This is a genomic window from Streptomyces shenzhenensis (assembly GCF_003688995.1).
In the GTDB taxonomy this organism is placed as follows: domain Bacteria; phylum Actinomycetota; class Actinomycetes; order Streptomycetales; family Streptomycetaceae; genus Streptomyces; species Streptomyces shenzhenensis_A.
Genome location: NZ_PENI01000042.1, coordinates 60358 through 86618, shown reverse-complemented (window position 1 = coordinate 86618; position 26261 = coordinate 60358). Strand labels below are relative to the sequence as shown.

The window sequence follows — 26261 nt, the reverse complement described above, 5'->3', positions numbered from 1 at the left end:
CTTCCGCGCCGACCCCGAGGTCCAGCAGGCCCTCACGGCCGCCCGCCTCGACCAGCTCGCCCGGCCCACCGCCGCCGACGGCCTCCAGGCACTGCTCGCGGACCGCACCGCCTACGAGGACTTCGACATCGAGACCGCCGCCGCCCGCGGCATGGCCTTCGAACACCTCGACCAACTCGCCATGGACCACCTCCTCGGCGTCCGCTGACTCCTCCTCGCGGGCCGGCCGGTGCCCGCGGACCACCCCCCCCAGCCCCCGCACGACACCGTGGTCGTGCGGGCGGGCCGGCACCCCCTCGCACCCAAGGGCACCCACCGTGACAGCACATCCTCCGGCCGCCGCGCCCGGCGGGCGCGGACGCTCACGCCGAGTCGTCGCGCCGTTCGCCGCCGTCTCCGTCCTGATCTCCGCGGCGGCGTTGACCGGTTGCGGCCAGCAACGTGACGCCGGCGCGTACACCGTGATGAACTCCTCGACCGACGAGTCGTACCACCGCTGGGACGCCGAGGCGATGGCCCGCTGCGGCAAGCAGCTGGGCGTCACCATCGAGCAGCAGAGCGTTCCGGCGGCACAGGTGATGACGAAGGCACTGCGCATGGCCTCCTCCAAGTCCCTGCCGGACATCGTGCAGTTCGACGCCTCCGAGATGCCGACCTTCGCCGATGCCGGGGGTCTCACCGACCTCCGCACGCTCGGGCTGAGCACCCGGGACATCCCCGAAGGCATCGTCAACTTCGGCTCCTACCAGGGCACGTACTACGGCGCGGCCCGGTCCGTGAACACCCTCGCGCTCTTCTACAACAAGGACGTCCTCGACGAGGCCGGGCTGCCGGTCCCCACCACCTGGGCCGAGCTGCGCGAGACCGCGAAGAAACTCACCCAGGGCAAGCGCTACGGCGTGGCGCTCAGCGCGGGCGGCGCCGAGGACGGCGTCTTCCAGTTCACCCCGTTCATGTGGTCGAACGGCGGCGACGAGACCCGGCTGGACAGCCCGCAGGTCGTGGCCGCCCTCGACTACTGGAAGAGCCTGCTGAAGGACGGCTCGCTGTCGAAGTCCACGGTCAGCTGGACACAGGCGGACGTCAACGACCAGTTCATGGCGGGCAACGCGGCCATGATGATCAACGGGCCGTGGCAGGTCGAGACCCTCAACACCAAGAAGTCCCTGCACTGGGGCATCGCCAGGATCCCGGTGCCGAAGGCCGGTGACGCGTCGGTCGGCCCGCTCGGCGGCGCCGTGCTCACCGTGCCCAACACCGGGGACGAGCAGCGCGAGCGGACGGCCGCGCGGATCGTCGCCTGTCTGTCCGGCGAGCGGGAGCAGCTGACCTACGCGCTCAACAGCTGGATGGTCCCCGCCAACGAGAAGGCCGCCGCCGTCTGGCGCAAGCGGGTGCCCGAACTGGACGCCCTCGCCGACCAGGTGGCCGCGGCGCGGTCCCGTACGGCCAAACTCGGCGCAGGCTGGTCGAGCGTCTCGCTCGCCCTGCAGAGCGCCTTCCAGTCCGCCCTGACCGGCCAGTCCAGCCAGGCCGCCCTCACGCGGGCCCAGCAGCGGGCCACGAGCGGGAACTGAGGTACGCGCACATGACCACGTCCACCGTCACCGCTCCGGCCGCCGCCCGGCCGCCCCGCACGGCCACCGTGCCGGACCCGGCCCGGCAGCGGCGCCGCCGCCGGCTCACCCAGTGGGGTTTCGTCGCCCCCGCGGTCGTCTTCATGCTTCTGTTCTTCGGCTACCCGCTCGTCCGCAACGTCGTGATGAGCTTCCAGCACTACACGCCGAAGACGTTCTTCACCGGGGACGCCCCCTTCAACGGCACCGACAACTGGTCGCATGTGTTCCGGGACGCCCTGTTCGGCAAGGCGCTGTGGCACACGCTCGTCTTCACCGCGGGCTCGCTGCTCGGACAGTTCTGCATCGGCCTCGCGCTCGCCGTGTTCTTCAACCGCCGCTTCCCGCTGAACGGGGTGCTGCGCTCGCTGATCCTGCTCCCCTGGCTGGTGCCGATGGTGGTGTCCGGCATCGTGTGGCGGCGCATCCTCGACCAGGACACCGGCGTGCTCAACTCCTTCCTCGACACGCTGGGCCTCGGCGGCCACACCCCATGGCTGACCAGCCCGGACATGGCCCTGCTCGCGGTGATCCTGGTCAACGTCTGGATCGGCATCCCGTTCAACATGGTCATCCTCTACGGCGGTCTGCAGGAGATCCCGAAGGATTTGTACGAGGCGGCCGCCCTGGACGGCGCCTCGGCCTGGCGGACGTTCCGCTCCATCACCCTGCCGATGCTGCGGCCGGTGATCACCGTCGTCCTCGTGCTCGGCTTCATGTCGACCGTGAAGATCCTGGACCTGATCCTCGCGCTGACCGACGGCGGCCCCGCCGACGCCACCCAGACCCTGGGCACGCTCACCTACCAGAACTCCTTCGTCCAGCTGGACTTCGGGGCGGGCGCGGTCGTCGGCAACGTACTCATCCTGATCTCCGCCGTGTTCGCGGTGTTCTATCTGCGGGCCAACCGCACCGAGGGGAAGTGATCCACGATGGCCGCTGACACACCGGTCGCCACAAAGCCGCGGGGCCCGAGGCGGCGCCTGGGCTCCACCGTGGCGGGCGTGCTCATCCTGTGCGTGATGCTCTTCCCGCTGTACTGGATGCTGAACACCGCGCTCCAGCCCGAGTCGGGGCTGCTCCAGGTCGACCCGGTGCCGGGCAGCCTGGACCTGTCCGGCTTCTCCAAGGCCCTGAGCGATCAGGGCGGGCACCTGCTGACCTCGCTGGTGGTCTCGCTCGGCGCCGTCGCCATCTGTCTGGCCGTCGCGGCACCGGCCGCGTACGGGCTGGCCCGGTTCGGCCTGCGCGGCTCACGCACCATCGTGTTCGGCACGCTGATCACCCAGATGGTGCCGGGCATCGTGATCGCCAACGCGCTCTACAACTCGTACGTCGACCTGGGCCTGGTCAACTCCTACTTCGGCCTGATGCTCGCGGACGCCTCGCTCGGCATCCCGTTCTCGATCGTGCTGATGCGCTCGTTCATGGTGTCGATCCCGGGTGAGGTCATCGAGGCCGCCCAGGTCGACGGCGCGGGCCCGGTGCGCACGTTCGTCCGGGTCGTCCTGCCGATGAGCCGCAACTCCCTGATCACCTCGGGGCTGTTCGCGTTCCTGTTCTCGTGGAGCGACTTCATGTTCGCGCTGACCCTGAACACCACCGACGACGTCAAACCGGTCACGCTGGGCATCTACCAGTACATCGGCGCGCACGTCGGGGACTGGGGCTCGGTGATGGCCGCGTCCGTGCTGTCCGCGATCCCCGCGGCGGTCCTGCTCGTCCTCGCCCAGAAGTACATCGCCGCCGGCATCACCGGCGGTTCCGTCAAGTGACCACCGTCCGCATCGAGATGGGCTTCCCCGTATGACTGACTTCCCCGCCTTCCCGCCCGGCTTCGTGTTCGGCGCCGCGACCGCCTCGTACCAGATCGAGGGTGCGGCCCGGGAGGACGGCCGCGGCCCGTCGATCTGGGACACCTACAGCCACACCCCCGGTCTGGTGGCGGGCGGTGACACCGGTGATGTGGCCTGCGACCACTACCACCGCTATCCGCAGGACGTCGCCCTGCTGCGGGACCTGGGCGTCGACTCGTACCGCTTCTCGATCGCCTGGCCGCGCATCGTGCCCGACGGCAGCGGCCCGGTGAACCCCAAGGGGCTTGACTTCTACTCCCGGCTGGTCGACGAACTGCTGGCGGCGGGCATCGAACCGGCCGCCACCCTCTACCACTGGGACCTGCCGCAGGCGCTGGAGGACCGGGGCGGCTGGCGGGTGCGTGCCACGGCGGAGCGGTTCGCCGAGTACACGGCCGCCGTCGCCGCGCACCTGAGCGACCGCGTGCCGCGCTGGATCACCCTCAACGAGCCGTGGTGCAGCGCGTTCCTCGGCTACTCCATCGGCCGGCACGCCCCGGGTGCCCGCGAGGGCCGCGGCGCCCTGGCCGCCGCGCACCATCTGCTGGTCGGGCACGGCCTGGCCGTGCGGGAGCTGCGGGCGGCCGGGGTGCGCGAGGTGGGCATCACCCTCAACCTCGACCGCAATCTGCCGGCCACCGGCTCCGCCGCGGACCTGGCGGCCGTCGTCCGGGCCGACACCCAGCACAACCTCGTGTGGACCGAGCCGCTGCTCGCGGGCCGCTACCCGGACACGGAGGAGGACACCTGGGGCGAGCTGATCACCGGTCAGGACTTCCGGCGGGACGGGGACCTCGAACTGATCTCCCAGCCGCTGGACTTCCTCGGCGTCAACTACTACCGGCCCATCGTGGTCGCCGACGCCCCGCTCCGGGAGGCCGACCCGGCCCTGCGCACCGCCACCGACAACCGCTATGCCGAGACGCGGCTCCCGGGCGTCCGGCACACGGCGATGGACTGGCCGGTCGCCCCCGACACCTTCACGGACCTGCTGGTGTCCCTGAAAAGGCAGTACGGCCGGGCACTGCCGCCGGTCCACATCACCGAGAACGGATCCGCCGAGAACGACGCGGTGAGCGCCGACGGTGCCGTGCACGACGACGACCGGGTCGCCTATCTGCGCGACCACCTGGCCGCGCTGCGGGCGGCCATGGACGCCGGCGTCGACGTGCGCGGCTACTACGTGTGGTCCCTGCTCGACAACTTCGAGTGGGCCTTCGGCTACGACAGGCGCTTCGGCATCGTCCGGGTCGACTACGACACCCAGCGGCGCACCCCGAAGGACAGTTACCACTGGTACCGGAAGATGATCGCCGCCCAGCCGGGCCGGGGCTGACGGTGCGGGGCCGCCGGCCGACGCCGGCGGCCCAGTCCGGTTCTCGGCGATCCCGCTCAGTCGTCGTCGCGCTCGGCGTACGCCGCCGGGTCGGCGAGCACCTCCCGTACGATCACGCCGGCAGCGCCGCGGGCCGCGTCGCCCAACGGGGACGCCGCCCGCAGCCGGCCACGGTCCTGGCTCCACAGACCCGACACCACCCGGCGGGCGAGTTCCGCCTCCACGGCCGGCGCGAGCCACTCCATCAGCTCCCGGTAGACGCCGCCGAGCATCACCGCGTCCGGGTCGAACAGGTTCACCGCGCCCGACACCACGACACCGAGCTGCCGCCCGGCCCGCTCGATCGCGGACAGCACGGCCGGATCCGCCTGCCGGGCCCGCCGCCGGAGCTCGGCCACGCCCAGCAGACCCGCGTCGGTGCCGATGCCCGCGGCCTTCAGGAGGGCGCCCTGTCCGGCGTACTGTTCCAGGCAGCCCCGGGCCCCGCAGCGGCACAGCACACCGTCCGGGTCGACCACCATGTGGCCGATCTCGCCGGCGAAGCCGTGTGCGCCGCGCAGCAGTTCGCCGCCGAGCACCAGCGCGCCGCCGATGCCGATCTCCCCGGTCAGATAGAGAAAGCTGCGCACGCCTTCGGTACCGGCGCCGTACCACAGCTCGGCGAGCGCGGCGACGTTCGCCTCGTTGTCGGAGCTGACCGGCAGCGCGCGGTGGGCGGGCCGCAGCGCGAGCAGCGCCTGGGCGAACAGCCCCTCGATCGCGACCCGGGTCCAGCCGAGGTTGGGCGCCTGGCGCACGGTGCCCCCGGTCACCAGGCCCGGCACGGCGACATGCGCGCCGGCCGGGACCAGGCCCTGCTCGGCGGCCGACCCGAGGGCCCGCGCGGCCAGCTGGGCGGCGCGGGCCAGCACCTCGGACGGCTGGACCACGCGGTTGTCGACGTGTTCCACGAGCCGGACCCGGTCCGTGCCGGCCAGATCGACGACGCACACGGCGATGTAGTCGACGTTGATCTCCGCGCCCAGCCCCGCGGGGCCGGTCCTGGCCACCTTGAGCACGGTGCCGGGGCGCCCCACCTGGCCGCTGCTCGTCTTGCCCCACTCGGTGACGAAGCCGTACTCCAGCAGCTGTTCGACGAGCGAGGACACGGCGGCCCGGGTCAGGCCGACGCGCGTCGCGATCCCGGCACGCGTCGCCTCGCCCGCGTCGTGCACGGCCCGCAGCACCAGGCTGAGGTTGTGCCGTCTGACCGTCGCCTTGTCGGCCTTCGGTCCCAGGGGGGTCAGGTTGTTGTTCATCGTGCTGTCGAGCGTAGCGATGCCGCTGGTGAAGCCGCGTTTCCCCCGGTGGCGTACGCGCCGCGGCGCCCGGTCCTGCACCGCGCGGGCCGACCGCCCCGGGGCCCCCGGTGCGCCGCCGTTCCGGGCTACCGACCTAGCGTTTGTTTGGTTCACGGCGCTAGGGTGGCGGCATGCCGCTGCAGTTGGACATGACGGGCCGGGTCGTCCTGGTCACCGGGGGCACCAGGGGCGTCGGGGCCGGGATCGCGGCGGTGTTCCTGCGGGCGGGCGCCCGCGTCGAGATCTGTGGCCGCACCGCCCCCCGGGACGCCCCCGCGGCCGACGGCACGGCGGCCCGCTTCAGCCGGGTCGACGTCCGTGACCCGGACGAGGTGGCCCGCTGGGTGGCCGACACCGCCGCGCGGCACGGCAGGATCGACGTCGCCGTGAACAACGCGGGCGGCGCGCCCTTCGCCGACTTCGCCACCGCCTCGCCCCGCTTCCACCGCAAGGTCACCGACCTCAACTTCCTCGCCCCGGTCTTCGTGTGCCGCGAGGTCTTCCCGGTCATGGACGGCCAGGACGACGGCGGCACCGTCGTGAACATCACCTCCATCGGCGCCCGGCGGCCCAGCCCGGGGACGGCCGTCTACGGCGCGGCCAAGGCCGCCCTGGAGAGTCTCACCGCGAGCCTCGCCGTGGAGTGGGCGCCGCGGGTGCGGGTCAACGCGGTCAGCTGCGGGCTGGTGGCCACGCCCGGGGCGACGGACCACTACGGCGACGCCGAACAGACCGCCCGGGTGGCGGCCACCATCCCGCGCGGGGTCTTCGCCCGCCCCGCGGACATCGGCGCGGCCTGCCTGATGCTCGCCTCGCCGCTCGCCGCCCACATCACGGGCGCCGTCCTCAACGTCGACGGCGGCGGCGAGTGGCCGGCCTTCCTGCACCACACACCGAACGCCGAGGCGCTCCGCGCTCACACCCACGAACGGTGAACACGAACTCGGGGGGGGCGGGTACCCGGCGCCCGGTCCGCGCCCGCGGGGGCCCAGGCGCCCTGCGGCACACGCCGACCGCCGGGGCACTCCACGCCCGTACGCGCGAACGGTGAACACGAACTCGGGGGGCCGGTACCCGACGCCCGGTCCCGGCGCCGGTCCGGGCCCGCAGTGGCCCGCCCTTCCCCCGGCACACGCCGAAGCTCCACGCTCGTACGCGCGAACGGTGAACGCGGGCCCGGGGGCCGGTGCACGGTGTCCGGGGCGGGGCCCCGATCCCGGCATGGGCCGACCGACACGGGTCCACGCCCGCAGTGGCCCGGACGCTCTGTGGCACACGCCGAGCGCCGGGGTGCGGGCCCGGGCCCGGGGCCGCGGTGGTTCGGGGGTCCTGTGGCACGATTGATCACACACTTGCCGGCCGGAGCCCGAACCCGGCAGGAGGGACGACGACATGGCGGTACGGCGCCCGGTGCGCACGGCGGCCCGCAACGGTACGCGGGCGGGCAGCGGCGGTTCGGACCGCCGGGCGGAGCTGTTGCAGATCGCGGCCGGTCTGTTCGCAGGCCGCGGCTACGCCCAGACCACCGTCCGGGACATCGCCGACGAGGCGGGCATCCTGTCGGGCAGTCTCTACCACCACTTCAGTTCCAAGGAGCAGATGCTCCACGAGATCCTCCAGGACTTCCTCGGCCGGCTGCTGGAGCGCTTCACCGAGATCGAGCGGGACGCACAGGACCCCAGGCAGGTGCTGGACCAGCTCGTCCAGCACTCCTTCACGGTCATCCACGAGACACCGGAGGCCGTCGCGCTCTACCAGAACGAGTCGGGCGCGCTGAGCGGCCAGCCCGGCTTCGAGTACGTCGACCAACTGGGCAGGAAGATCGAGAAGATCTGGCTGCGCGCGCTGACCGCGGGCCAGAAGTCCGGGGTGTTCCGCGCCGACGTCGACGCGAGCCTGACCTACCGGTTCATCCGGGACACCGTGTGGTGCACCGTGCGCTGGTACCGGCCGCGCGGCAGATTCCGGCACGAGGCCGTCGCCGAGCAGTATCTCCGCGTCCTGTACGGCGGGCTCACCGCCCCGTGAGCCCGGGCCCGGCGGGGGCGGGCACCTCCCGGTGACGCAGCCCCTCCGGGTCGATCACCTCGCGGATGAGCCGCAGTTCCGTGTCGCTCGGCAGCCGGGTCTCGGTGGCACCGGCCGCGTCCAGGTCGAACCCCGTGTTCCGGCGGACCTCCGCGACCGTGACGCCGGGGTGCACCGAGCGGATGCGCAGCCGTCCGTCGGCGCCGTAGTCGAGCACCGCCAGGTCGCTGATCACCACGCCGAGATCGTGGAACCGGAGCCCGCGGCCGGCCCGTGCGCGGTCATTGCCCACCCCGCACACCACGTCGACCTTCTCCACGAAGACCTTGGGCGAGTGCCGGGCGATCCAGTAGTCGGTGCGGTGGTTGACCGTGTTGCCTGGCACGCCGCGCACACCGATGAGCTGCCGGGTGGGGTGTCGCCAGTCGCCGATGAGGGAGATGTTCTGGTTGCCGTACGCGTCGAGCTGGCCGGCGCCCATCATGCTGTGCCGCCGGCCGGCGGCGACGAAGTCGAAGACCCGCCGGAACGGCACCCAGCCCTCGACGACACCGCCGTGCGCGGCGGTCCGGCCGAGCGGCGGCGGATCGCTCATGAAGAACGCCTCGCCGTCGGTGAGGGCCAGGTCCGGATTGGTCGTCATGCGCGCGAGCCGCGCCCCGATGCCGGGCAGCACACCGACGGCGTGCGCCAGCACCTCCCCGGCGTCCCGCCAGGCGTCGGCGCACGCCGCGGCGCACACCTCGGCCCGGGTGATCCCGGTCATCGCTCCCCCGCCCCCTCGCCGTCCGGTCCGCCGCGTCCGGCGTGGAACTCGGCCACGGCCTTGTGGTAGTCCGGCTCGCCCCCGTCGAGGAACGTCCGCCGGAACAGCCGCCACGCGTCGGGGTCCCGGGCGGCCGCCGCGTAGTGCGCCTGGAACGGCTCGTCCCGCCCGTGATCCGGCTCGCAGGAGGTGAAGTGGGCGCCGCCCGGCGTCTCGATCACCGCGGTGACGAAGATCCGGCTGATCAGCAGGGACTGCGCGGGGCCCCCGGCCGGCAGGTCCGCCGGTGACACGATCCGCTCGGTGCTCACGTAGCAGCGGTCCGCGGCCATCGCGAAGAGGTCGTCGAAGTACGGGTCGGGGCCCAGGTACTGGGCGTTGCCCGCCGCATCGGCACGGTTGACGTGCACGAGGGCCACGTCGAGCGGCAGGGCCCTCATCGCGACGTACTCCTCGCCGGTGTACGGGGAGGCGATCGTCACCAGGCCGGGGTTCATGGTCAGCACGTCGGAGCCGAGTCCGGCCCGGGTGGGCAGGAACGACAGCCGTTGCGCGGCGGCCCGCAGTCCGGTGACGAGCATCCCCTCGTCGTACTCCGCGGTCTCGACGGCACCGCGCTCCCGCACCGCCCGGAAGTGCGGGTCGAGCGCGATGCTGTCGAGCGAGACGAAGCCGTAGACCAGCCTGCGCACCTTGCCCGCGGCGCACAGCAGGCCGACGTCGGGACCGCCGAACGAGACGACGGTCAGATCGCGTACGTCGCTGCGCAGCAGCGCGCGCACCAGTGCCATGGGCTTGCGCCGGGACCCCCAGCCGCCGATCCCGACGGTCATGCCCGACTCGATCGTCGCCGCGAAGTCGTCCAGGGGCATCGACTTGTCGCCCATGAGGTCTCCTCTCGCACGGGCTGCCGCACCGGATCCGGTGAGCCGAGACGCGCGCTACAACCTAGCGCTTGCTTGGCTCGGTCCACCAGACCCAAGTTCCCCTCCTCCAGGGAGCGTTCGACCGAAGCGGCCTCGGCACAGCCATTGACCAAACAAATGCTTGGTGGGGTACGGTGCCATCGTGGACCCGAACTGGAGCGCAGGCGAGCCGTCCGCACCGGGGTACGTGCCCGGGCACGGTCTGCTCGCGGGCAAGACCGTGGTGGTCACCGCCGCGGCGGGCGCGGGCATCGGATCCGCGCTGGTGCGCCGCTGCCTGGAGGAGGACGCGGGCGCGGTCGTGCTGGGTGACGTCCACGAGCGCCGGCTCGCCGAGGCGCTCGGCCGGCTGGGCGAGGAGTTCGGCACCGACCGGGTGGCCGCGGAGGTCTGCGACGTGACCGACGAGCGCCAGGTGAACGGCCTGCTGGCGGCGGCGGAGGCGTTCGGCGGGGTCGACGTGATGGTCAACAACGCGGGGCTCGGGGGCACCGGAAGCGTCCTCGACCTGAGCGACGAGGAGTGGTCGAGGGTCCTGGACATCACCCTCACCGGCACCTTCCGGTGCGTCCGCGCGGCGGGCAACCGGATGGTACGCGCGGGCCGGCGGGGCGTCATCGTCAACAACGCCTCGGTGGCCGGCTGGCGGGCCCAGGAGGGTCAGGCGCACTACGCGGCGGCCAAGGCCGGGGTGATGGCCCTCACCCGCTGCGCCGCGCTGGACCTGGCCGGGCACGGGATCCGGGTCAACGCGGTGGCCCCGAGCCTGGCCCTGCACCCGTTCCTGGCCAAGGTGACGACCGAGGAACTCCTCGACACGCTCAAGGGCCGGGAGGCGTTCGGCCGGGCCGCCGAACCGTGGGAGGTGGCCAACGTCATGGTCTTCCTGGCCAGCGACTACTCCTCGTACATGACCGGCGAGGTGGTGTCGGTCAGCAGCCGGCACCCCTGAACCCCTCAGAAGGAGGCACCCGTGGCCGAGGCCTATGTGGTCGACGCCGTCCGCACTCCCGTGGGACGGCGCGGCGGCGCCCTGTCCGCGCTGCACTCGGCGGACCTCGCTGCCCATGTCATCGGCGCGCTGCTGCGCCGCACGGGCGTCGACCCCGGTGCCGTCGACGATGTGATCCTGGGCTGCTGCGACACCATCGGCTCCCAGGCCGGCGACATCGCCCGCACGGCCTGGCTGGTGGCCGGGCTGCCCGAGCACGTCCCGGGGGTGACGGTCGACCGGCAGTGCGGTTCCGGCCAGCAGGCGGTGCACTTCGCGGCGCAGGCCGTGCTGTCGCGGACCGCCGACCTGATCGTGGCGGGCGGGGTGCAGAACATGTCCGCCATCCCGATATCGGCGGCCATGACAGTGGGCGGGCCGTACGGCTTCAGCACGCCGTTCGCCGAGTCGCCCGGCTGGCGCGCCCGCTACGGCGACCAGGAGGTCTCGCAGTTCCGGGCCGCCGAGATGATCGCCGAGAAGTGGCGGCTGAGCCGCGAGGACATGGAGCGCTACGCCTGGCGCAGTCACCGGCGGGCGCTGGCCGCGATCGACGCCGGCCGGTTCAAGGGCGAGATCGAACCGGTCGGCGACTTCGACACCGACGCGTGCCCGCGGCGCGACACCTCGCCGGAGCGGATGGCCGGGCTGCCCCCGCTGGTCGAGGGCGGCCGGATCACCGCGGCGCTCGCCTCCCCGGTCTGCGACGCCGCCTCGGTCCTGCTCATCGCCTCCGAACGGGCCCTGGAAGAGCACGGGTTGACCCCGCGGGCCCGGATCCATCACCTCTCGGTCCGCGGCGACGACCCGGTCTGGATGCTCACCGGACCCATCCCGGCGACCCGGCACGCCCTGCGCAGGGCCGGGATGTCCATCGACGACATCGACCTGTTCGAGGTGAACGAGGCCTTCGCCTCGGTCGTGCCGGCCTGGACCGCCGAGACCGGCGCCGACCCGGACAAGGTGAACGTCAACGGCGGCGGCATCGCCCTCGGCCATCCCATCGGCGCCACCGGGGCCCGGCTCATGACCACGCTGCTGGCCGAACTGGAGCGCACCGGCGGGCGCTACGGCCTGCAGACGATGTGCGAGGGCGGCGGCCAGGCCAACGTGACGATCCTCGAACGGCTGTGACGGCCGATGGGCCGCCCGGAAGCCGTCCAGGGGACGGCACGACAAGGAGGTCCGGCATGACCGCCGCCGTCCGTCCCGCCCTGCACACCGCGCTGTGCGACCTCGTCGGCGTCCGGTACCCGATCGTGCAGACCGGCATGGGGCACGTCTCCGGCCCGGAACTGACGGCCGCCACCGCGGCCGCGGGCGGGCTGGGCATCCTGGCCGCTGCGACACTCTCCCTGGCGGAGACCCGCGCCGCCATCCACGCCGTCCGCGAACACACCGACGCACCGTTCGGCGTCAACTACCGCGCCGACGCCCCCGACGTCCTCGAACGCGGCGAACTCCTGGTGCGCGAGGGCGTCAAGGTGGCCTCGTTCGCCCTCGCCCCCGACGAACGGGTCGTCCGCAGGCTCAAGGACGCGGGGCTGGTGGTCATCCCGTCCGTCGGCGCCCGCCGGCACGCCGAGAAGGTGCAGGCGTGGGGCGTGGACGCGGTGGTCGTCCAGGGCAGTGAAGGGGGCGGCCACACCGGGGCGGTGCCCACCTCGATCCTGCTCCCGCAGGTGGTGGACGCCGTCGGCATCCCGGTGATCGCGGCCGGCGGCTTCCGGGACGGCCGGGGCCTGGTCGCCGCGCTCGCCCAGGGCGCCGTCGGCATCGCGATGGGCACCCGCTTCCTGCTGACCAGCGACAGCACCGTACCGGACGCGGTGAAGGCCGAGTATCTGCGGCGCGGGGTCACCGACACCGTCGTCACCTCGGTGCTGGACGGCATCCCGCAGCGCGTGCTGCGCACCGAGCCGGTGGAACGGCTGCTCGGGCAGGGGGCGGTGCCCCGGCTCGTGCGGTCCGTGCGGCACGCCGCCGCGTTCCGCCGGGTCTCCGGGCTGACCTGGTCCGCCCTGGTGCGCGAGGGCCTGGCGATGCGGCGCCGCCATCACGGCCTCGGCTGGTCCCAGGTCCTGATGGCGGCGAACACACCCATGATGCTGCGCGCGAGCATGGTCGACGGGCGCACGGACCTCGGCACCCTCGCCTCGGGGCAGGTCGCGGGCGTCATCGAGGACCTGCCGAGCTGTGCGGAGCTGATCGAACGGATCGTCGCCGAGGCGGACGCCGTCCTCACCCGGCTCACCGCCGCCCCGGCGCGCCGGTGACCTGGCCCCACCGGGCCGACCGTCGTCACATCGGGAGAACGCATGGGCACGGACATGGTCAGGGCCGCCGTCGACGGCCGCGGCATCGCGGAGCTGGTCGTCGACCGGCCGCCGGTCAACGCCCTGCCGGCGGCGGGCTGGTACCGGCTGGCCCAAGAGCTGGACCGGCTGGGCGGCGACCCCGGAGTGCGGGTCGTGGTGCTGCGCGCCGAGGGCCGCGGCTTCAACGCCGGAGTCGACATCAGGCAGCTCCGGGACGACGCCGATGACAGCGCGCTGATCGGGGTGAACCGCGGCTGCTTCGCGGCGTTCGCGGCGGTCTACGACTGCGCCGTCCCGGTCGTCGCGGCGGTGCACGGCTTCTGTCTGGGCGGCGGCGTCGGCCTGGTCGGCAACGCGGACGTCGTGGTGGCCGCGGAGGACGCCTACTTCGGGCTGCCCGAGGTGGACCGGGGCGCGCTCGGTGCCGCCACCCACCTGTCACGCCTGGTGCCGGCGCACCGGGCCCGGGCCATGATGTACACGTGCGCCACCGCGACGGCCGCCGAACTGCACGCGTTCGGTTCGGTGCTGGACGTCGTACCGAACGCGAGGCTGCGGGAGCGGGCGCTGGAGGTCGCGGCCGAGATCGCCGCGAAGGACCCGCTGGTGATCCGCGCCGCCAAGGAGGCGTTCAACGGCATCGACCTGTGGGACGTCAAACGCAGCTACCGCTACGAGCAGGGCTTCACCTTCGAGCTGGGGCTCAGCGGCGCCGCCCGCCGGGTCCGTGACACCTTCGGCCGCGGCCCGGACGGGGAGGCGTGAGCATGGATCTGACCTGGAGTCCCGAGGAGGAGGAGTTCCGGGCTCAGGCCCGCGCCTGGCTCGCGGCGCACGTGCCGCGTGAGCCGCTGCCGTCCGGCGACACCCGTGCGGGGTTCGCGGCCCATCTGGCATGGGAACGCGAGCTGTTCGAGGGGCGCTGGGCGGTGGTGTCCTGGCCCGCGGAGTACGGCGGCCGGGACGCCTCGCTGTGGCAGTGGCTGATCTTCGAGGAGGAGTACTACCGGGCCGGGGCGCCCTCCCGGGTCACCCAGAACGGCATCTTCCTGCTCGCCCCGGCCGTGTTCGAGTTCGGCACGCCCGAGCAGCGGCGGCGGATCCTGCCGCGGATGGCCGCCGCCCGGGAGCTGTGGGCGCAGGGGTGGTCGGAGCCGGACGCCGGCAGCGATCTGGCCGCGCTGCGCAGCCGGGCGGCCCGGGACGCGGCGGCGGGCGGATGGCGGCTGACGGGCCAGAAGACATGGACCACACGCGGGGCGTTCTGCACCCATCTGTTCGGTCTCTTCCGCACCGGTCCGCGGGCCGAGCGGCATCGCGGGCTGACCTACTTCCTCGTCCCCCTGGACGCGCCCGGTGTCACCGTGCGGGGCTTCGAACGCCTCGACGGCGACGAGGGTTTCGCCGAGGTGTTCCTGGACGACGTCTTCGTACCCGACGCCGATGTGCTCGGCGGCGTCGGGCAGGGCTGGTCGGTCGCCATGGCCACCACCGGTTCCGAGCGCGGGCTGACGCTGCGCTCCCCCGGCCGCTATCTGCAGGCCGCCCGGCGACTGCTGGAGCTGGCCCGGAACCGGCCCGGCGGCCCGGGCGCACACCGGGACCGGGTGGCGGAGTCGTGGATGGCGGCGGAGGCGTACCGGCTGTTCACCCTGGAGCAGGTCACCTCGATCGTCGAGGGGCGGCAGGTGGGCGCGGAGTCGAGCCTGGCCAAGCTGTCCTGGTCGGAGCTGGACATCCGACTGCACGAGACGGCCATGGAGCTGCTCGGTCCCGAGGCCGAGGCGGACGGCCCGTGGAGCAGGGGCTTCCTGTTCTCGCTGGCCGGTCCGATCTACGCCGGGACCAACGAGATCCAGCGCAACATCGTCGCCGAGCGGCTGCTCGGCCTGCCCAGGAGGTGACGGGAGCCATTGCGCTTCGCCGTGGCGGAACGGGACGCGGTACTGGCCGAGGCGGTCGGCGAGGTGCTGGCCGGGCGGTGCGGGCCCGAGCTGATCAGGGCCGGCTGGCCCGGTGGCCGGGTGGCACAGGTGGACGCCCTGTGGCGGACCCTCGCACAGGTCGGCATGCCGGCCGCTCTGGTCCCCGAGGCGGCGGACGGCCTCGGCCTCGACGAGACCGCGCTGGCGCCACTGATGGAGACGCTCGGCCGGGCCGGGCCGCCGGTCCCCGCGGCCGAGACCGTGGCCGTCGGCGCCCCGCTGCTCGCCGCCGCGGGCGCGCCGCAGCTCGCGGCCGTGCTGGCCGGATCGTCCCTCGTCACCGTGGCGTGGCACGCGGGCGCCCCGGTGCCGTTCGCCGCCCGCGCCGCGCTGATCGTCGTCCGCGTCGGCGACGGGCTGCGGCTGTACGAGCGGGGCGAGGTGGACACCGAGCCGCTCGCCTCGGTGGACGGCTCGCGCGGCCTGGCCCGGGTGTCCGCGCCGGCCGGCGGCGGGCTGTTGCTGGCCGAGGGGCCCGAGGCGCGGGCCGCCGTCTGGCGACGCGGGGTGCTGGCGACCGCCGCGCTGCTGGTCGGGCTCGGTGCGCGGATGCTCGACCTCGCCGTGGCCCACGTCCGCGAGCGCCGTCAGTTCGGGGTGCCGGTGGGCTCGTTCCAAGCGGTCAAGCACGCCCTGGCGGACGTCGAGGTCGCGCTGCGCCTCGCCCGCCCCGCGGTGCTCGCGGCCGGCTGGGCGCAGGCGGCCGGGGACGCCGAGGCCCCCGTACGCACCTCGATGGCCAAGGTGCTCGCCTCGGACGCGGCACGGCTGGCGGCCCGTACGGCGCTCCAGTGCCACGGGGCCATCGGCTACACCACGGAGCACCCGCTCCATCTGTACGCGAAGCGTGCGTGGGCGCTGGCCGCCGACTGGGGCGGCCCGGCACACCACCGCGAACGCGTCGCCCGGTGGCTGGGGTTGACCGCGCCCGCCGGCCACGGGAACGCGACCGATCTCAGCGAAGGGACGCCCTGGTGACCGGAATCTGTCAGGACCGGGTGGTCGTCGTCACCGGAGCCGGCCGGGGCCTGGGCCGGGAGCATGCGCTGGCGCTGGCGGCCGAGGGCGCCCGGGTCGTGGTCAACGATCTCGGGGACGCGGCGCGGAGCGTGGCCGAGGAGATCGTGGCAGGCGGCGGAGCCGCCGTCGCCGACCTGGGTGACGTCAGCGACTGGGCCTACGCCGAGTCGCTGGTGGAGCGGGCCGTCGCCGTCTTCGGCACGCTGGACGCGCTGGTGAACAACGCGGGCGTCAACCGTGACCGGATGCTGGTGTCCATGTCCGAGGACGAGTGGGACGTGGTGCTGAAGGTGGACCTCAAGGGCCATGCGGCACCGCTCAGGCATGCGGTGGCCTACTGGCGCGAGCGGAGCAAACAGGGCCGGCCGGTCGCCGCCCGGATCGTCAACACCAGTTCCGGCGCGGGTCTGCTGGGCAGTGTCGGCCAGGGCAACTACGGCGCCGCGAAGGCGGGCATCGCCGCGCTCACCGTGATCGCCGCCGCCGAGACGGCCCGGTACGGCGTGACGGTCAACGCCATCGCACCGTCAGCCCGTACCCCGATGACCGAGGCGGTCGCCGCTTTCGCGGACCGGATGCGCGCGCCGGAGTCCGGCTTCGACGCCATGCACCCCGGCAATGTCTCCCCGCTCGTGGTGTGGCTGGCGTCGGCCGACTCGGGCGATGTGACCGGCCGTGTCTTCGAGGCCGAGGGCGGGACGATCGGGGTCGCCGACGGCTGGCGGTACGGTCCGCGGGCGGTCCGCGACCGCCGGTGGCGCCCCGCGGAGATCGGTCCCGCGGTGCGCGGGCTGCTCGCCGCCGCGCCCGCTCCGGCCCCGGTCCACGGCACCTGACCGCCGCCCGCCGCGGCCCGACGGATGACCCATCAGTGACATGAACCCCTGTTTCGGTACGAATGTGTCGTGGAGGCGAAGAGGAGGGCGCTCACATTACTTCCGGCGAACGGTTGGGGAAACGCTTGGTACTTGAGCCGCACAACACCTTGTTGCCCGCTATCTACGCGCGTATCTTCCCAACCGACGCACAAGCCTTCTGCCACCTCCCACGGTTCAGTCGAGTCGTCCCGACCCCTGCACGAAAGAGCCCACGTGTCTGCACACATACCGCTGAGCCTGCGCGGCAGAGGCGCCAAAGCCGGCCTCATCGCCCTTCCCCTCGGCATCGCCGGATCGCTGATCGCCCTTCCCCTCACCGCCCAGGCGGCGCCGTCGCCCGACGCCGTCATCTCCGAGGTCTACGGCGGCGGTGGCAACTCCGGGGCCTCTCTCACCCACGACTTCATCGAGCTGGGCAACGCCGGTGGCGCGCCCTTCGACCTGAGCGGCTGGTCCGTGCAGTACCTCAGCGGCTCGCCCACCGCCAGCAGCAAGTGGCAGGTCACGCCGCTGGAAGGGGCCATCCCCGCGGCCGGCACCTACCTGGTCCAGGAAGCCAAGGGCGCGACGGGCGACACCGCCCTGCCGACGCCGGACGCCACCGGCACCATCGCCATGTCGGCGACCAGCGGCACCGTCGCGCTGGTCCACTCGACCACCGCGCTGACCTGCCTGACCGCCGCGGACTGCGTGGCCGACGGCACCGTGAAGGACCTGGTCGGCTTCGGCACCGCCGTGGTCCGCGAGGGCAGCCCCGCCACCGGCGCGGGCAACACCACCTCCGTCTCGCGCGCCGCCTCGCTCGCCGACACGGACGACAACGCGGCCGACTTCACCGGCGGCACCCCGAGCCCCCGCAACGCCACCGGTGACGGCGGCAGCGGCACCCCGTCGCCGACGCCCACCCCGACGCCCACGGCCACCGACCCGGGCCCGCTGCGCATCCACGACATCCAGGGCACCACCCGGATCTCCCCGCAGAACGGCAAGACCGTCACCAACGTGCCCGGCGTGGTGACCGGTGTGCGCAGCACCGGCTCGAAGGGCTACTGGATCCAGGACCCCGAGCCGGACCAGAACCCCGCCACCAGCGAGGGCGTCTTCGTCTACACGGGCTCCGCCACCCCGCTCGTCAAGGTCGGCGACTCGGTGCTGGTGTCCGGCAAGGTGAGCGAGTACTACCCCGGCGGCCAGAGCAGCGGCACGCAGTCCGTCACCGAACTGACCGGCCCGACCGCGACCGTGCTCTCCTCCGGCAACCAGCTGCCGGCGCCGGAGGCCGTCGACGCCCAGACGCTGCCCGACGCCTACGCGCCGCAGGCCGACGGGGGCCGCATCGACTCCCTGGAGCTGAAGCCCGACACATACACGCTGGACTGGCTGGAGTCCCGCGAGGGCATGCTGGTGCAGATCGGCGACTCCCGGGTGGTGGGCGCCTCCAACTCGTACAACGAGACGTGGATCACCACCAAGCCCAAGGAGAACCCGACCCCGCGCGGCGGCACGATCTACAAGGGCTACGCGAGCCCCAACTCGGGCCGGCTCCTGATCAGCACGCTGACCGGCGACCAGCTCCACGCGAACGTCGGCGACACGCTGACCGGCACCACCGCGGGCCCCGTGGACTACTCCAACTACGGCGGCTACAACATCCAGGCGACGCGGGTCGGCACGGTCACGTCCGGCGGCCTGAAGCCGGACGTGGCGCAGAAGGCCAAGTCGAACGAGCTGTCCGTCGCCACCTACAACGTCGAGAACCTCGACCCGACGGACCCGCAGAGCAAGTTCGACCGGCTCGCCGAGGGCGTCGTCAAGAACCTGGCCTCCCCGGACATCGTGAGCCTGGAGGAGATCCAGGACAACAACGGTCCCAAGGACGACGGCACGGTCACCGCCGACAAGACGATGGCCCAGTTCATCGAGGCCATCAAGGCGGCCGGCGGCCCGGCGTACGACTGGCGCTCCGTGGACCCGGTCAACGACCAGGACGGCGGTGAGCCCGGCGGCAACATCCGTAACGTCTTCCTGTTCAACCCCGCGCGCGTCACCTTCGTCGACCGGCCGGGTGGCGACTCCACGACCGCCGTCGAGACGGTCGGCGACGGCAAGAAGGGCGTGCGGCTCTCGGCCTCGCCGGGCAGGATCAACCCCACCTCCAACGCCTGGAAGAGCAGCCGCAAGCCGCTCGTCGGCGAGTTCCGCTTCCGTGGTGAGCAGATCTTCGTGGTCGGCAACCACTTCAACTCCAAGGGCGGCGACCAGCCGGTGCACGGCGCCGTCCAGCCGCCGGTGCTCGGCTCCGAGACCCAGCGTGTCGCCCAGGCGACGGAGGTCAACACCTTTGTCCGCGGCCTGCTCGCCAAGGACAAGAAGGCGAAGATCGTCGTCCTCGGTGACCTGAACGACTACCAGTTCTCCAAGCCGCTGGCCACGCTGACCGCCGGCGGTGTCCTGGAGGACCTGATCAACACGCTGCCGGTGAACGAGCGTTACAGCTACGTGTACGACGGCAACTCGCAGACCCTGGACCACATCCTGGTCTCGCCCGCCATCAAGAAGCCGGACTACGAGGTCGTCCACATCAACGCCGAGTTCTCCGACCAGAGCAGCGACCACGACCCGCAGGTGGTCCGCATCAAGTAGCGGCACCTTCCTGACCGGGCGCCCCGACGACGTGTGGCGCGTGCCTCAACCGGCACGCGCCACACGCGCGTTCACCCACGCGGCACCCCACGCTCACCGCCCTCGGCCGGTACGTCGCCGGTCACGGGCGTGGGCCGCGGTCGGACGTGGGTGGCACCGTCTTGGTCCGCCCGGGGCCCGCGGCCACCTGCTCGGGGTCGAGTATCCCGTCGCCGTACAGGTCCTGGAGCCAGTTGGTCTGGTAGATGGTGTCCAGGTAGCGCTCGCCGAGGTCCGGGGCGATGGCCACCGCGGTGAGGCCGGACGTGCCGTGCTCGTCCAGCCAGTCCGTCGCCCCGCTGACCACCGTGCCGGTGGAGCCGCCGAACAGAAAACCGCGTCTGGCCAGCCGGTGGCACATGCGGATGGTGTCCGCCTCCTCGACCCAGATGACCTCGTCCACGAGGGACTCGTCCAGCAGCGGTGGACGCATGCTCATGCCAAGGCCGGGGATCATCCGGCGGCCGGGCTTGCCGCCGAAGGCCACCGAGCCCTCGCTGTCCACCGCGACGATCCGCACGGACCGGTGCCAGTGCCGGAAGTAGCGGGCGCAGCCCATCAGCGTTCCGGTGGTGCCGGCGCCGACGAACAACACGTCCAGCCGCGGGAACTGACGGGCGATCTCCGGCCCCGTGCGGTGGTAGTGCGCCCGCCAGTTGCCCGGGTTGGTGTACTGGCTGAGCCACACGTACCGGTCGTCGGAGGCGCACAGCGCCCGGACGTAGTCGATCCGGGCGCCGAGGAAACCGCCGTTGGCGTCGGTGTCGGCGATGACATGCACCTCGCTGCCCAGTGCCTCCATCAGAAGCCTGGTGGAGAGGTTGCAGCGGGAGTCCGTCACACACAGGAACCGGTAACCCTTGCTGGCGGCGATGATACTGAGCGCCACGCCGAGGTTTCCCGACGAGGACTCGACCAGGGTCGAGTCCGGCATCAGGACTCCGTCACGCTCGGCGGCCTCCACCATCTCCACCGCGGCCTTCAACTTGATCGAGCCCGCGAAGTTGAAGCCCTCACACTTCAGGTAGAGGGAACGCCCGAGTGTCGGCTGCAGATCGACGTAGAGCTGGCCTTCGTTGAAGGCGTGGGGAGCTGATATGACGGGCACGGTGGGCCTCCTGGTGCCAGGGCTGAGGGAAGGGGGCGTCAGCCGTACCGGCGCAGGTCGTGGAAGAAATCGTCGATGAGGCGGAGGTCACCCGCCCGGGCTGTTTCGTCGTAGACATACTTGCCGACGGCGAGGTCGAGGACGCCGAGCCCGAACGGCGAGAAGATCACCGTGCGGTCGGCCGGCGGGAGGACCCGCTTGCACAGGACGTCGTCGAGGGTGCCGTTCAGGAAGTCGCGGTCGCCCGTGAGCTGTTCGGCCAGATGCGCGGACGTGTCCGCCTTCAGGCAGTGCTCGATGTCGTCGACGAAGTTCGCCGCGCCGAGCAGGATCTCCGGGGCGAGGTCGCGCAGCGAGACATGCAGGACGATCGGGTGGTGCGCGAACAGTCCCTGGTCGCTGACGTGCGGGCGGCCGGCCACGGTGGCGAACACCACCAGGTCGCTGGAGCGGATCAGATCCTCGGCACTGTCGTGGACGGTGACCTCGCCGGCGGCGCCGGACTCCCGCAGATAGCCGCAGAACCCGGCGGTGCTGTCGGCGGACACGTCGTGCACGCCGATCGTCTCGAACGTCCAGCCGGTGCCCGCGAGGAAGGTGTGGGTGTAGCGGGCGATCAGCCCCGTGCCGAAGAACCCGATCCGGGTGGGCCGGGACCGGCCCCGGCTGAGCCGGTCGGCCGCCAGCGCGGCCGAGGCCGCGGTCCTGGTCGCGCTGATGACGGAGCTCTCCAGGCAGGCGAACGGGTAGCCGGTGTCGTGGTCGTTGAGGATGAGGACCGCGGAGGCCCGGGGCAGCCCCGATGCCACGTTCTCCGGGAAGCTGGAGATCCACTTCAGGCCGTCGACCTGCGCGGGCCCGCCGACCGAGGCCGGCAGCGCGATGATGCGCGCCGAGGGACGGTCCGGGAAGCGCAGGAAGTAGGACGGCGGATTGACCGTGTCTCCGGCGCCGTGCAGCCGGTAGGTGGCCTCGACCAGATCCACGATCTCCCGCTCGCGCCCGGCGAGGGCCTGCTGCACCTGCGCTCCGGAGATCACCGCGAAGCTCGGCACGGGTGCCGGCCGACCGGTGGCCCGCCCGGCGGCGGGGGACAGGACGTTCGTCATCGCGCGCTCGCCTCCGGGGTCGGGACGCAGTCGGCCAGTCGCCGGGGCTCGGCCATGGAGACCAGCACCTGCCGCTCGCCGGTGTACGGCTCCCTGCTGTGCGCGGTGCGGATGTTGTCGACCAGCAGTATGTCGCCGGCCTGCCAGGGCTCGCGTCGGGTGAGTCTCTCGTAGGTGGTGTTGAGCTGCGCGACGACGTCCTCGCCGATCGGGCTGCCGTCGCCGTAGCAGGTGTTGAACGGCAGTCCGTCCGCGCCGTATTCGTCCACCAGGTACTCGCGCACCTCGGGCGCCAGCGTCCACTCGTTGAGGAAGGCGATCTGGTTGAACCAGCAGCGCCGTCCGGTGACCGGGTGGCGGACCACGGCGCTGCGCAGCTGCCGGGTGCGCAGGGAGCCGTCGGGCTGCCAGGTGAAGTCGATGGCGTGGGCGCGGCAGTAGCGTTCGACGGCGGCGTGGTCCTCGGTGCCGAAGGACTCCGCGAGGGACGCCCCGATCTCGTCGTTGTAGCTGCGGGTGAGCAGCCAGCCCTCGCGCTCGAAGCGCTCGCTGAGCGCCTTGGGCAGCGCCTGGAGCACCTGTTCCGCGTCGGCCACCGCGGTCGCCCCGCCGTCGCCGGGCGGGATCAGGCACGCGAAGAGCATCAGGCCGGGGACCTCCAGCGTGTAGCTCAGCTCGTGATGCATGCACATCGGCTGGTTGGCGGGCCAGGTGGAGGAGGAATACAGCCCCGGGCTGTACGTCTCCCGGGGGGCGAAGGCCTCCCGTTCGGTCATGAGGCCGCCGGCCAGGGCCGCGAAGACGGCGCCGACCTGCTCCGGGGTGCGCGGACCCAGGCCGCGCACGAGCAGCGCTCCGTGCTCGGCGACCTGCGCGCGCAGCGCGTCGCGGTGCTCGGCCGCCCAGCTCGGCGCGTCACCGGGCGTGTCGATGTGCAGGAGCGGGGGACGGTCCGGCGCCTGCTCCACGTCGAGCGGTGGTGCCAGGGGAGAGGACGTCATCTCGGTTTCCTTTCGGTTGCCCCCCTGTGGGGACGGTGGGGGCTCAGGAGGAGGCCAGCGGTGCGGTGGCACCGAGGACGGCCCGTGCCGCCTCGGCCGGGCGGGTCCGCAGGAAGTGGTGGCCGCCGTCGGGGAGTTCGTGCAGCTCCACCCGTTCGGCCAGCGCCTGCCAGGCCCGGTGCCGGTCCGGCTCACCGGCCGTGTTCGGGTCGTCGGCGGCCATGACCACGGTGACCGGCGCGGCCAGCTTCACCCCGGGCGGGGCCTCCAGGGCGTCGGCGAGGTAGTGGTGCGCGCTCACGCAGTCGTGCCGGTAGGCGGCGCCGACGCGTTCGGCGTGCCGGGCGTTCAGCTCGGCGAGTTCGGGATAGCCGCTGTCCTCGGCCAGCCGTGCCGCGATCTCGGCGTCGCTGCGCTGTGTCAGTTCACCGGCGGCGGCACGCCGCTCGGCGGGGGTGCCGGGCAGCTGCGCCGCGAGGAACACCCGCACGACATCCACACCGCGGCCCTGGAGCACCCCGGCCGTCGCCAGGGCCGTCGCGGCGCCCGCGGAGTGGCCCCACAGCATGACCCGGGTCAGGCCGCGGGCGGTGATCTCGGCGGCCACCCGCTCGGCCACCCGGGCGAGCGGCGCGAACGGCTCGTCGTGGACGGCGGGGTCGTGGCCGGGCAGTTCCACGGCGTACACCGCGGTTCCGCTGCCGGCCAGCGCGCTCGCCAGCGGCTGGTAGTTGACCGCGTTGCCGCCCGCGTGGGGGAAGCAGACCAGGGCGCAGGCCGCGGTGCCGTCCGGCTCCGCCAGCGGCTGGAGCAGTTCGGCGGGCTGCCGGGCGGCGCCGTCGAGCAGTGCGGCGAGGTCCGCGAGCACCGGGTGCCGGGTGATGTCCTTGAGGGACACCGCGCGGTCCAGGGCGATGGTGAGCTTCACTGCCGTCAGGGAGGTGGCGCCGCGGTCGAAGAAGTGGTCACGGCGGCCGATCTGCGGCTCGGGGACGCCGAGCAGTTCCGCCCAGACGGCCGCCAGCTTCCGTTCGGCCGGGCTGAGCGGGGCGCGGTCGCGCTCCGCCGCGGTGTCGTCCTCGGCGGGCGGCGCCGTCCGTTCGGCCAGTGCGGTCAGGGCCTTCTTGTCGGTCTTGCCGTTGGCGGTCAGCGGCAGGGCGTCCTGCCAGTGGAAGGCCGACGGGACCATATAGCCGGGCAGAACGGCGGCCAGCGCCTCGCGCAGCTCGTCCGTGGGCAGCCGGCGGCCCGTGTGGAAGGCGATCAGATGCTTGCTCCGGCCGGCGCGTTCGGCGACGACGACCGCGGCGTCGCGCACCCCGGCCACCCGCAGCAGGGTGTTCTCGATCTCACCGATCTCGATGCGGAACCCGCGGATCTTGACCTGGCTGTCCCGGCGGCCGAGGAACTCCAGCTTTCCGCCGGGGTGCCAGCGGCCCCAGTCCCCCGCCAGGTAGAGCCGCTCGCCCGGCCGGTACGGGTCCTCGCGGTACGCCTCGGCGGTCCGCTCGGGATCGTTGACGTAGCCCCGCCCCACGCAGACGCCGGAGAACGCGATCAGGCCGGGGGCGCCCAGCGGCACCAGGGACAGCTGCTCGTCGACGACGTAGACCCGGACGTTGTTGATCGCGTGCCCGAGCAGCACCCGTTCGGGCACCTTGTCCATGACCTCGTGGTTGGTGTCGTCCGAGGTCTCGGTGAGCCCGTAGGCGTTGATCAGCTTGACGCGGGGCTGGGCGGCGAACCAGCGCTGGACCAGCTCCCGCTTCAGCGCCTCGCCGGTCACCGACACACAGCGCAGGTCCGGCAGTTCGCGGGGGTGCTGCTCCAGGCAGGAGACCACGACCTCCAGATAGGAGGGCACGACCTGCGCCACGCCGACCCGGCCCGCGACGAGCGTGTCGAGGAACCGCTCCACGTCCATGACGTCGTCCTGGCCGACCAGCAGTGTCCGGCCGCCGACCAGCAGCGCCGACACCAGCTGCCACAGCGAGATGTCGAAGCACTGCGGCGCGGTCTGGGCGACCACGCGTCCCTCGGTGATCCCCAGGTCGTCGATCTTGGCGTAGAGATGGTTGAGCATGCCCGCGTGCTCGCACATCGCGCCCTTCGGCTCACCGGTGGAGCCGGAGGTGAAGTAGATGTAGGCCAGTTGGCCGGGCGCGACCCGCACCCCGACGTCGCCGTCGTCGTGTCCCTCCCGGTACGCCCCCTCGATCAGCAGCTTCTCCACGTCCGGGAGGGTGGTCAGGGCCTCGTCCAGGGTGCCGGTGCCGCCGGACTCGGTCAGCACCAGCCGGCATCCGGCGCGCGACAACGTTGCCAGGATGCGTCCCGCGGGGAAGTGCGGTTCGATCGGCAGATAGACCCCGCCGGCCTTGAACACCGCCAGCACCGAGGCCAGCCAGTCGAGGGTGCGCTCGGTGACCACGGCGACGACGCCCTCGCGCGCCAGCCCGTGCGCCAGGAGTGCGCGCGCCAACTGGTTCGCGCGGGCGTTCAGTTCGCCGTAGGTCCAGGTCCGGTCGCCGCACACCGCGGCGACCCGGTCCGGATGGGCCCGCGCACGCTGCTCGAACAGCTCGTGCGCCCGCGCCTGCGGCAGTACCCGGCCGGGCCCGGCCAGTCCTTCGAGCTGCTCGTGCACCTCGTCGGCCGACACCAGGCTCTGCCGGGCGTGTTCGGCGTCCACGTCGGCCGCCATCAGGCGCAGCGCGGCCAGGTGGTAGCCGCCGACCCGGGCCACGTACCCGGCGTCGAGCACCTGGGTGCGGTACCGCAGCCGCAGCGCCAGCCGGCCGCCCCGCTCGGCCCAGCCGACCCCCAGCACTGCGTCGTCCACCAGTCCGCCCTCGGTCCCGTCCGGGTCGAACACCACCTCGTACGACGGCCCCGCCACCCGCAGCTCCCGCCACAGCTCGTCGACCGGGAACTCCCGGTGCGCGAGCAGGTCGGACTCGGCGCGTTGCGCGGCGGCCACCAGGGCGCGCCAGGTGGCGGGCTCGACGGTCAGCCGGCACGGCAGCGGTGCGCGCCGCGGCCCGGCGGCATAGCCCGTCACCACCTCGTGCTCGGCGGAGAGGGCGGCGAGCACCTTGGCGTGCGCGGCGAGCAGCACCGCGCTCAGCGGCACCTTCAGCGCCCGGGCCATGGCCCGCAGTTGCGCCGTCAGGTCGTCCGGCGCCGCCGTCTCGTACGCGGCCACTCCCGCCACGGGCTCGCCGACCCAGCGCGGCACCGCGGTGCAGCCGCCGGCGCTCAGCACACGGCTCCAGTACTCCCGGTCCGTTCCCATGTGCGC

Annotated in this window: 21 protein-coding genes and 1 pseudogene; 15 read left to right on the top strand and 7 right to left on the bottom strand. The window is 72.8% G+C overall.

The annotated features are described in order from the left end of the window. The 5 genes and pseudogenes from CTZ28_RS40515 to CTZ28_RS40495 form a co-directional block, all read left to right on the top strand. Positions 1-208: pseudogene (locus CTZ28_RS40515) on the top strand (xylose isomerase); the annotation flags it as partial. A gap of 109 nt (positions 209-317) precedes the next feature. Next, positions 318-1577 carry an ABC transporter substrate-binding protein gene (locus tag CTZ28_RS40510; protein WP_121894765.1) on the top strand — a complete coding sequence of 420 codons (1260 nt, stop codon included), beginning with the start codon at positions 318-320 and terminating at the stop codon, positions 1575-1577. An 11-nt stretch (positions 1578-1588) separates the two neighbouring features. Next, on the top strand, positions 1589-2542 hold the full coding sequence (locus tag CTZ28_RS40505; RefSeq protein ID WP_121894764.1) for a carbohydrate ABC transporter permease: 954 nt from the start codon (positions 1589-1591) through the stop codon (positions 2540-2542). Between the two features lie 6 nt (positions 2543-2548). After that, a complete protein-coding gene (locus tag CTZ28_RS40500) occupies positions 2549-3391 on the top strand; it encodes a carbohydrate ABC transporter permease (RefSeq protein WP_121894763.1) in 843 nt (280 codons plus the stop codon). A gap of 31 nt (positions 3392-3422) precedes the next feature. Beyond that, a complete protein-coding gene (locus CTZ28_RS40495) occupies positions 3423-4808 on the top strand; it encodes a GH1 family beta-glucosidase (RefSeq protein ID WP_121894762.1) in 1386 nt (461 codons plus the stop codon). 56 nt (positions 4809-4864) lie between these two features. On the opposite strand, the gene CTZ28_RS40490 is transcribed toward CTZ28_RS40495, so the two are convergent. Next, entirely contained in the window at positions 4865-6106 is a 1242-nt protein-coding gene (locus tag CTZ28_RS40490; protein WP_121894772.1) for an ROK family transcriptional regulator, read from the bottom strand. A gap of 173 nt (positions 6107-6279) precedes the next feature. Between CTZ28_RS40490 and CTZ28_RS40485 the strand changes: the two genes are divergently transcribed. Both CTZ28_RS40485 and CTZ28_RS40480 read left to right on the top strand, forming a co-directional pair. Continuing rightward, the gene (locus CTZ28_RS40485; protein WP_121894761.1) at positions 6280-7083 is read left to right on the top strand and encodes an SDR family oxidoreductase; all 804 of its coding nucleotides are present in this window, start codon (positions 6280-6282) and stop codon (positions 7081-7083) included. Positions 7084-7540: 457 nt separating this feature from the next. After that, complete coding sequence (locus CTZ28_RS40480; RefSeq protein WP_121894760.1) at positions 7541-8176, top strand: TetR/AcrR family transcriptional regulator; 636 nt, start codon at positions 7541-7543, stop codon at positions 8174-8176. On the opposite strand, the gene CTZ28_RS40475 is transcribed toward CTZ28_RS40480, so the two are convergent. Next, positions 8163-8942: a CoA-transferase subunit beta gene (locus tag CTZ28_RS40475; protein WP_121894759.1), complete on the bottom strand. Its 780-nt coding sequence runs from the start codon at positions 8940-8942 to the stop codon at positions 8163-8165. The two genes, CTZ28_RS40480 and CTZ28_RS40475, sit on opposite strands and share 14 nt — an antisense overlap. After that, on the bottom strand, positions 8939-9829 hold the full coding sequence (locus CTZ28_RS40470; RefSeq protein ID WP_121894758.1) for a CoA transferase subunit A: 891 nt from the start codon (positions 9827-9829) through the stop codon (positions 8939-8941). The genes CTZ28_RS40475 and CTZ28_RS40470 overlap by 4 nt, the downstream gene beginning before the upstream one ends. Positions 9830-10010: 181 nt before the next feature. Between CTZ28_RS40470 and CTZ28_RS40465 the strand changes: the two genes are divergently transcribed. The 8 genes from CTZ28_RS40465 (at position 10011) to CTZ28_RS40430 (ending at position 19703) form a co-directional block, all read left to right on the top strand. Then, on the top strand, positions 10011-10820 hold the full coding sequence (locus CTZ28_RS40465; protein ID WP_121894771.1) for an SDR family oxidoreductase: 810 nt from the start codon (positions 10011-10013) through the stop codon (positions 10818-10820). Between the two features lie 21 nt (positions 10821-10841). After that, the gene (locus CTZ28_RS40460) at positions 10842-11993 is read left to right on the top strand and encodes an acetyl-CoA C-acetyltransferase (RefSeq protein WP_121894757.1); all 1152 of its coding nucleotides are present in this window, start codon (positions 10842-10844) and stop codon (positions 11991-11993) included. 56 nt (positions 11994-12049) lie between these two features. Beyond that, complete coding sequence (locus CTZ28_RS40455) at positions 12050-13135, top strand: NAD(P)H-dependent flavin oxidoreductase (RefSeq protein WP_121894756.1); 1086 nt, start codon at positions 12050-12052, stop codon at positions 13133-13135. A 42-nt stretch (positions 13136-13177) separates the two neighbouring features. Then, a complete protein-coding gene (locus CTZ28_RS40450; RefSeq protein WP_121894755.1) occupies positions 13178-13942 on the top strand; it encodes an enoyl-CoA hydratase family protein in 765 nt (254 codons plus the stop codon). A 2-nt stretch (positions 13943-13944) separates the two neighbouring features. Then, complete coding sequence (locus CTZ28_RS40445) at positions 13945-15081, top strand: acyl-CoA dehydrogenase family protein (RefSeq protein ID WP_121894754.1); 1137 nt, start codon at positions 13945-13947, stop codon at positions 15079-15081. Positions 15082-15090: 9 nt separating this feature from the next. Then, positions 15091-16140, top strand: coding sequence for an acyl-CoA dehydrogenase family protein (locus tag CTZ28_RS40440; RefSeq protein ID WP_121894753.1), 1050 nt, complete (start codon positions 15091-15093; stop codon positions 16138-16140). Further along, entirely contained in the window at positions 16137-17018 is an 882-nt protein-coding gene (locus CTZ28_RS40435) for an SDR family oxidoreductase (protein ID WP_121894752.1), read from the top strand. Before CTZ28_RS40440 ends, CTZ28_RS40435 begins: the two co-directional genes overlap by 4 nt. A 255-nt stretch (positions 17019-17273) precedes the next feature. After that, on the top strand, positions 17274-19703 hold the full coding sequence (locus CTZ28_RS40430; RefSeq protein WP_121894751.1) for a lamin tail domain-containing protein: 2430 nt from the start codon (positions 17274-17276) through the stop codon (positions 19701-19703). Positions 19704-19824: 121 nt separating this feature from the next. Here CTZ28_RS40430 and sbnA read toward each other — a convergent pair whose 3' ends face one another. The 4 genes from sbnA to CTZ28_RS40410 are packed head-to-tail and all read right to left on the bottom strand — an operon-like array spanning position 19825 to position 26255. Then, positions 19825-20850, bottom strand: a complete 1026-nt coding sequence (gene sbnA / locus CTZ28_RS40425) for a 2,3-diaminopropionate biosynthesis protein SbnA (protein WP_121894750.1) — start codon at positions 20848-20850, stop codon at positions 19825-19827. A 38-nt stretch (positions 20851-20888) separates the two neighbouring features. Continuing rightward, on the bottom strand, positions 20889-21959 hold the full coding sequence (gene sbnB, locus CTZ28_RS40420) for a 2,3-diaminopropionate biosynthesis protein SbnB (RefSeq protein WP_121894749.1): 1071 nt from the start codon (positions 21957-21959) through the stop codon (positions 20889-20891). Continuing rightward, positions 21956-22960 (bottom strand): TauD/TfdA family dioxygenase, encoded by a 1005-nt coding sequence (locus CTZ28_RS40415; protein WP_121894748.1) that lies wholly within the window; start codon positions 22958-22960, stop codon positions 21956-21958. The genes sbnB and CTZ28_RS40415 overlap by 4 nt, the downstream gene beginning before the upstream one ends. 43 nt (positions 22961-23003) lie before the next feature. Continuing rightward, the gene (locus tag CTZ28_RS40410) at positions 23004-26255 is read right to left on the bottom strand and encodes a non-ribosomal peptide synthetase (RefSeq protein WP_259472041.1); all 3252 of its coding nucleotides are present in this window, start codon (positions 26253-26255) and stop codon (positions 23004-23006) included. Positions 26256-26261: the final 6 nt, after the last annotated feature.

What these genes read in the sequence shown, in the direction of transcription:
- CTZ28_RS40495 (WP_121894762.1), top strand. Translation starts at nt 3,423, where the DNA reads ATGACTGACTTCCCCGCCTTCCCGCCCGGCTTCGTGTTCGGCGCCGCG.
- CTZ28_RS40490 (WP_121894772.1), bottom strand. Translation starts at nt 6,106, where the DNA reads ATGAACAACAACCTGACCCCCCTGGGACCGAAGGCCGACAAGGCGACG.
- CTZ28_RS40410 (WP_259472041.1), bottom strand. Translation starts at nt 26,255, where the DNA reads ATGGGAACGGACCGGGAGTACTGGAGCCGTGTGCTGAGCGCCGGCGGC.
- CTZ28_RS40470 (WP_121894758.1), bottom strand. Translation starts at nt 9,829, where the DNA reads ATGGGCGACAAGTCGATGCCCCTGGACGACTTCGCGGCGACGATCGAG.
- CTZ28_RS40505 (WP_121894764.1), top strand. Translation starts at nt 1,589, where the DNA reads ATGACCACGTCCACCGTCACCGCTCCGGCCGCCGCCCGGCCGCCCCGC.
- CTZ28_RS40480 (WP_121894760.1), top strand. Translation starts at nt 7,541, where the DNA reads ATGGCGGTACGGCGCCCGGTGCGCACGGCGGCCCGCAACGGTACGCGG.
- CTZ28_RS40450 (WP_121894755.1), top strand. Translation starts at nt 13,178, where the DNA reads ATGGGCACGGACATGGTCAGGGCCGCCGTCGACGGCCGCGGCATCGCG.
- CTZ28_RS40415 (WP_121894748.1), bottom strand. Translation starts at nt 22,960, where the DNA reads ATGACGTCCTCTCCCCTGGCACCACCGCTCGACGTGGAGCAGGCGCCG.
- CTZ28_RS40500 (WP_121894763.1), top strand. Translation starts at nt 2,549, where the DNA reads ATGGCCGCTGACACACCGGTCGCCACAAAGCCGCGGGGCCCGAGGCGG.
- sbnB (WP_121894749.1), bottom strand. Translation starts at nt 21,959, where the DNA reads ATGACGAACGTCCTGTCCCCCGCCGCCGGGCGGGCCACCGGTCGGCCG.
- CTZ28_RS40485 (WP_121894761.1), top strand. Translation starts at nt 6,280, where the DNA reads ATGCCGCTGCAGTTGGACATGACGGGCCGGGTCGTCCTGGTCACCGGG.
- CTZ28_RS40445 (WP_121894754.1), top strand. Translation starts at nt 13,945, where the DNA reads ATGGATCTGACCTGGAGTCCCGAGGAGGAGGAGTTCCGGGCTCAGGCC.
- CTZ28_RS40455 (WP_121894756.1), top strand. Translation starts at nt 12,050, where the DNA reads ATGACCGCCGCCGTCCGTCCCGCCCTGCACACCGCGCTGTGCGACCTC.
- CTZ28_RS40475 (WP_121894759.1), bottom strand. Translation starts at nt 8,942, where the DNA reads ATGACCGGGATCACCCGGGCCGAGGTGTGCGCCGCGGCGTGCGCCGAC.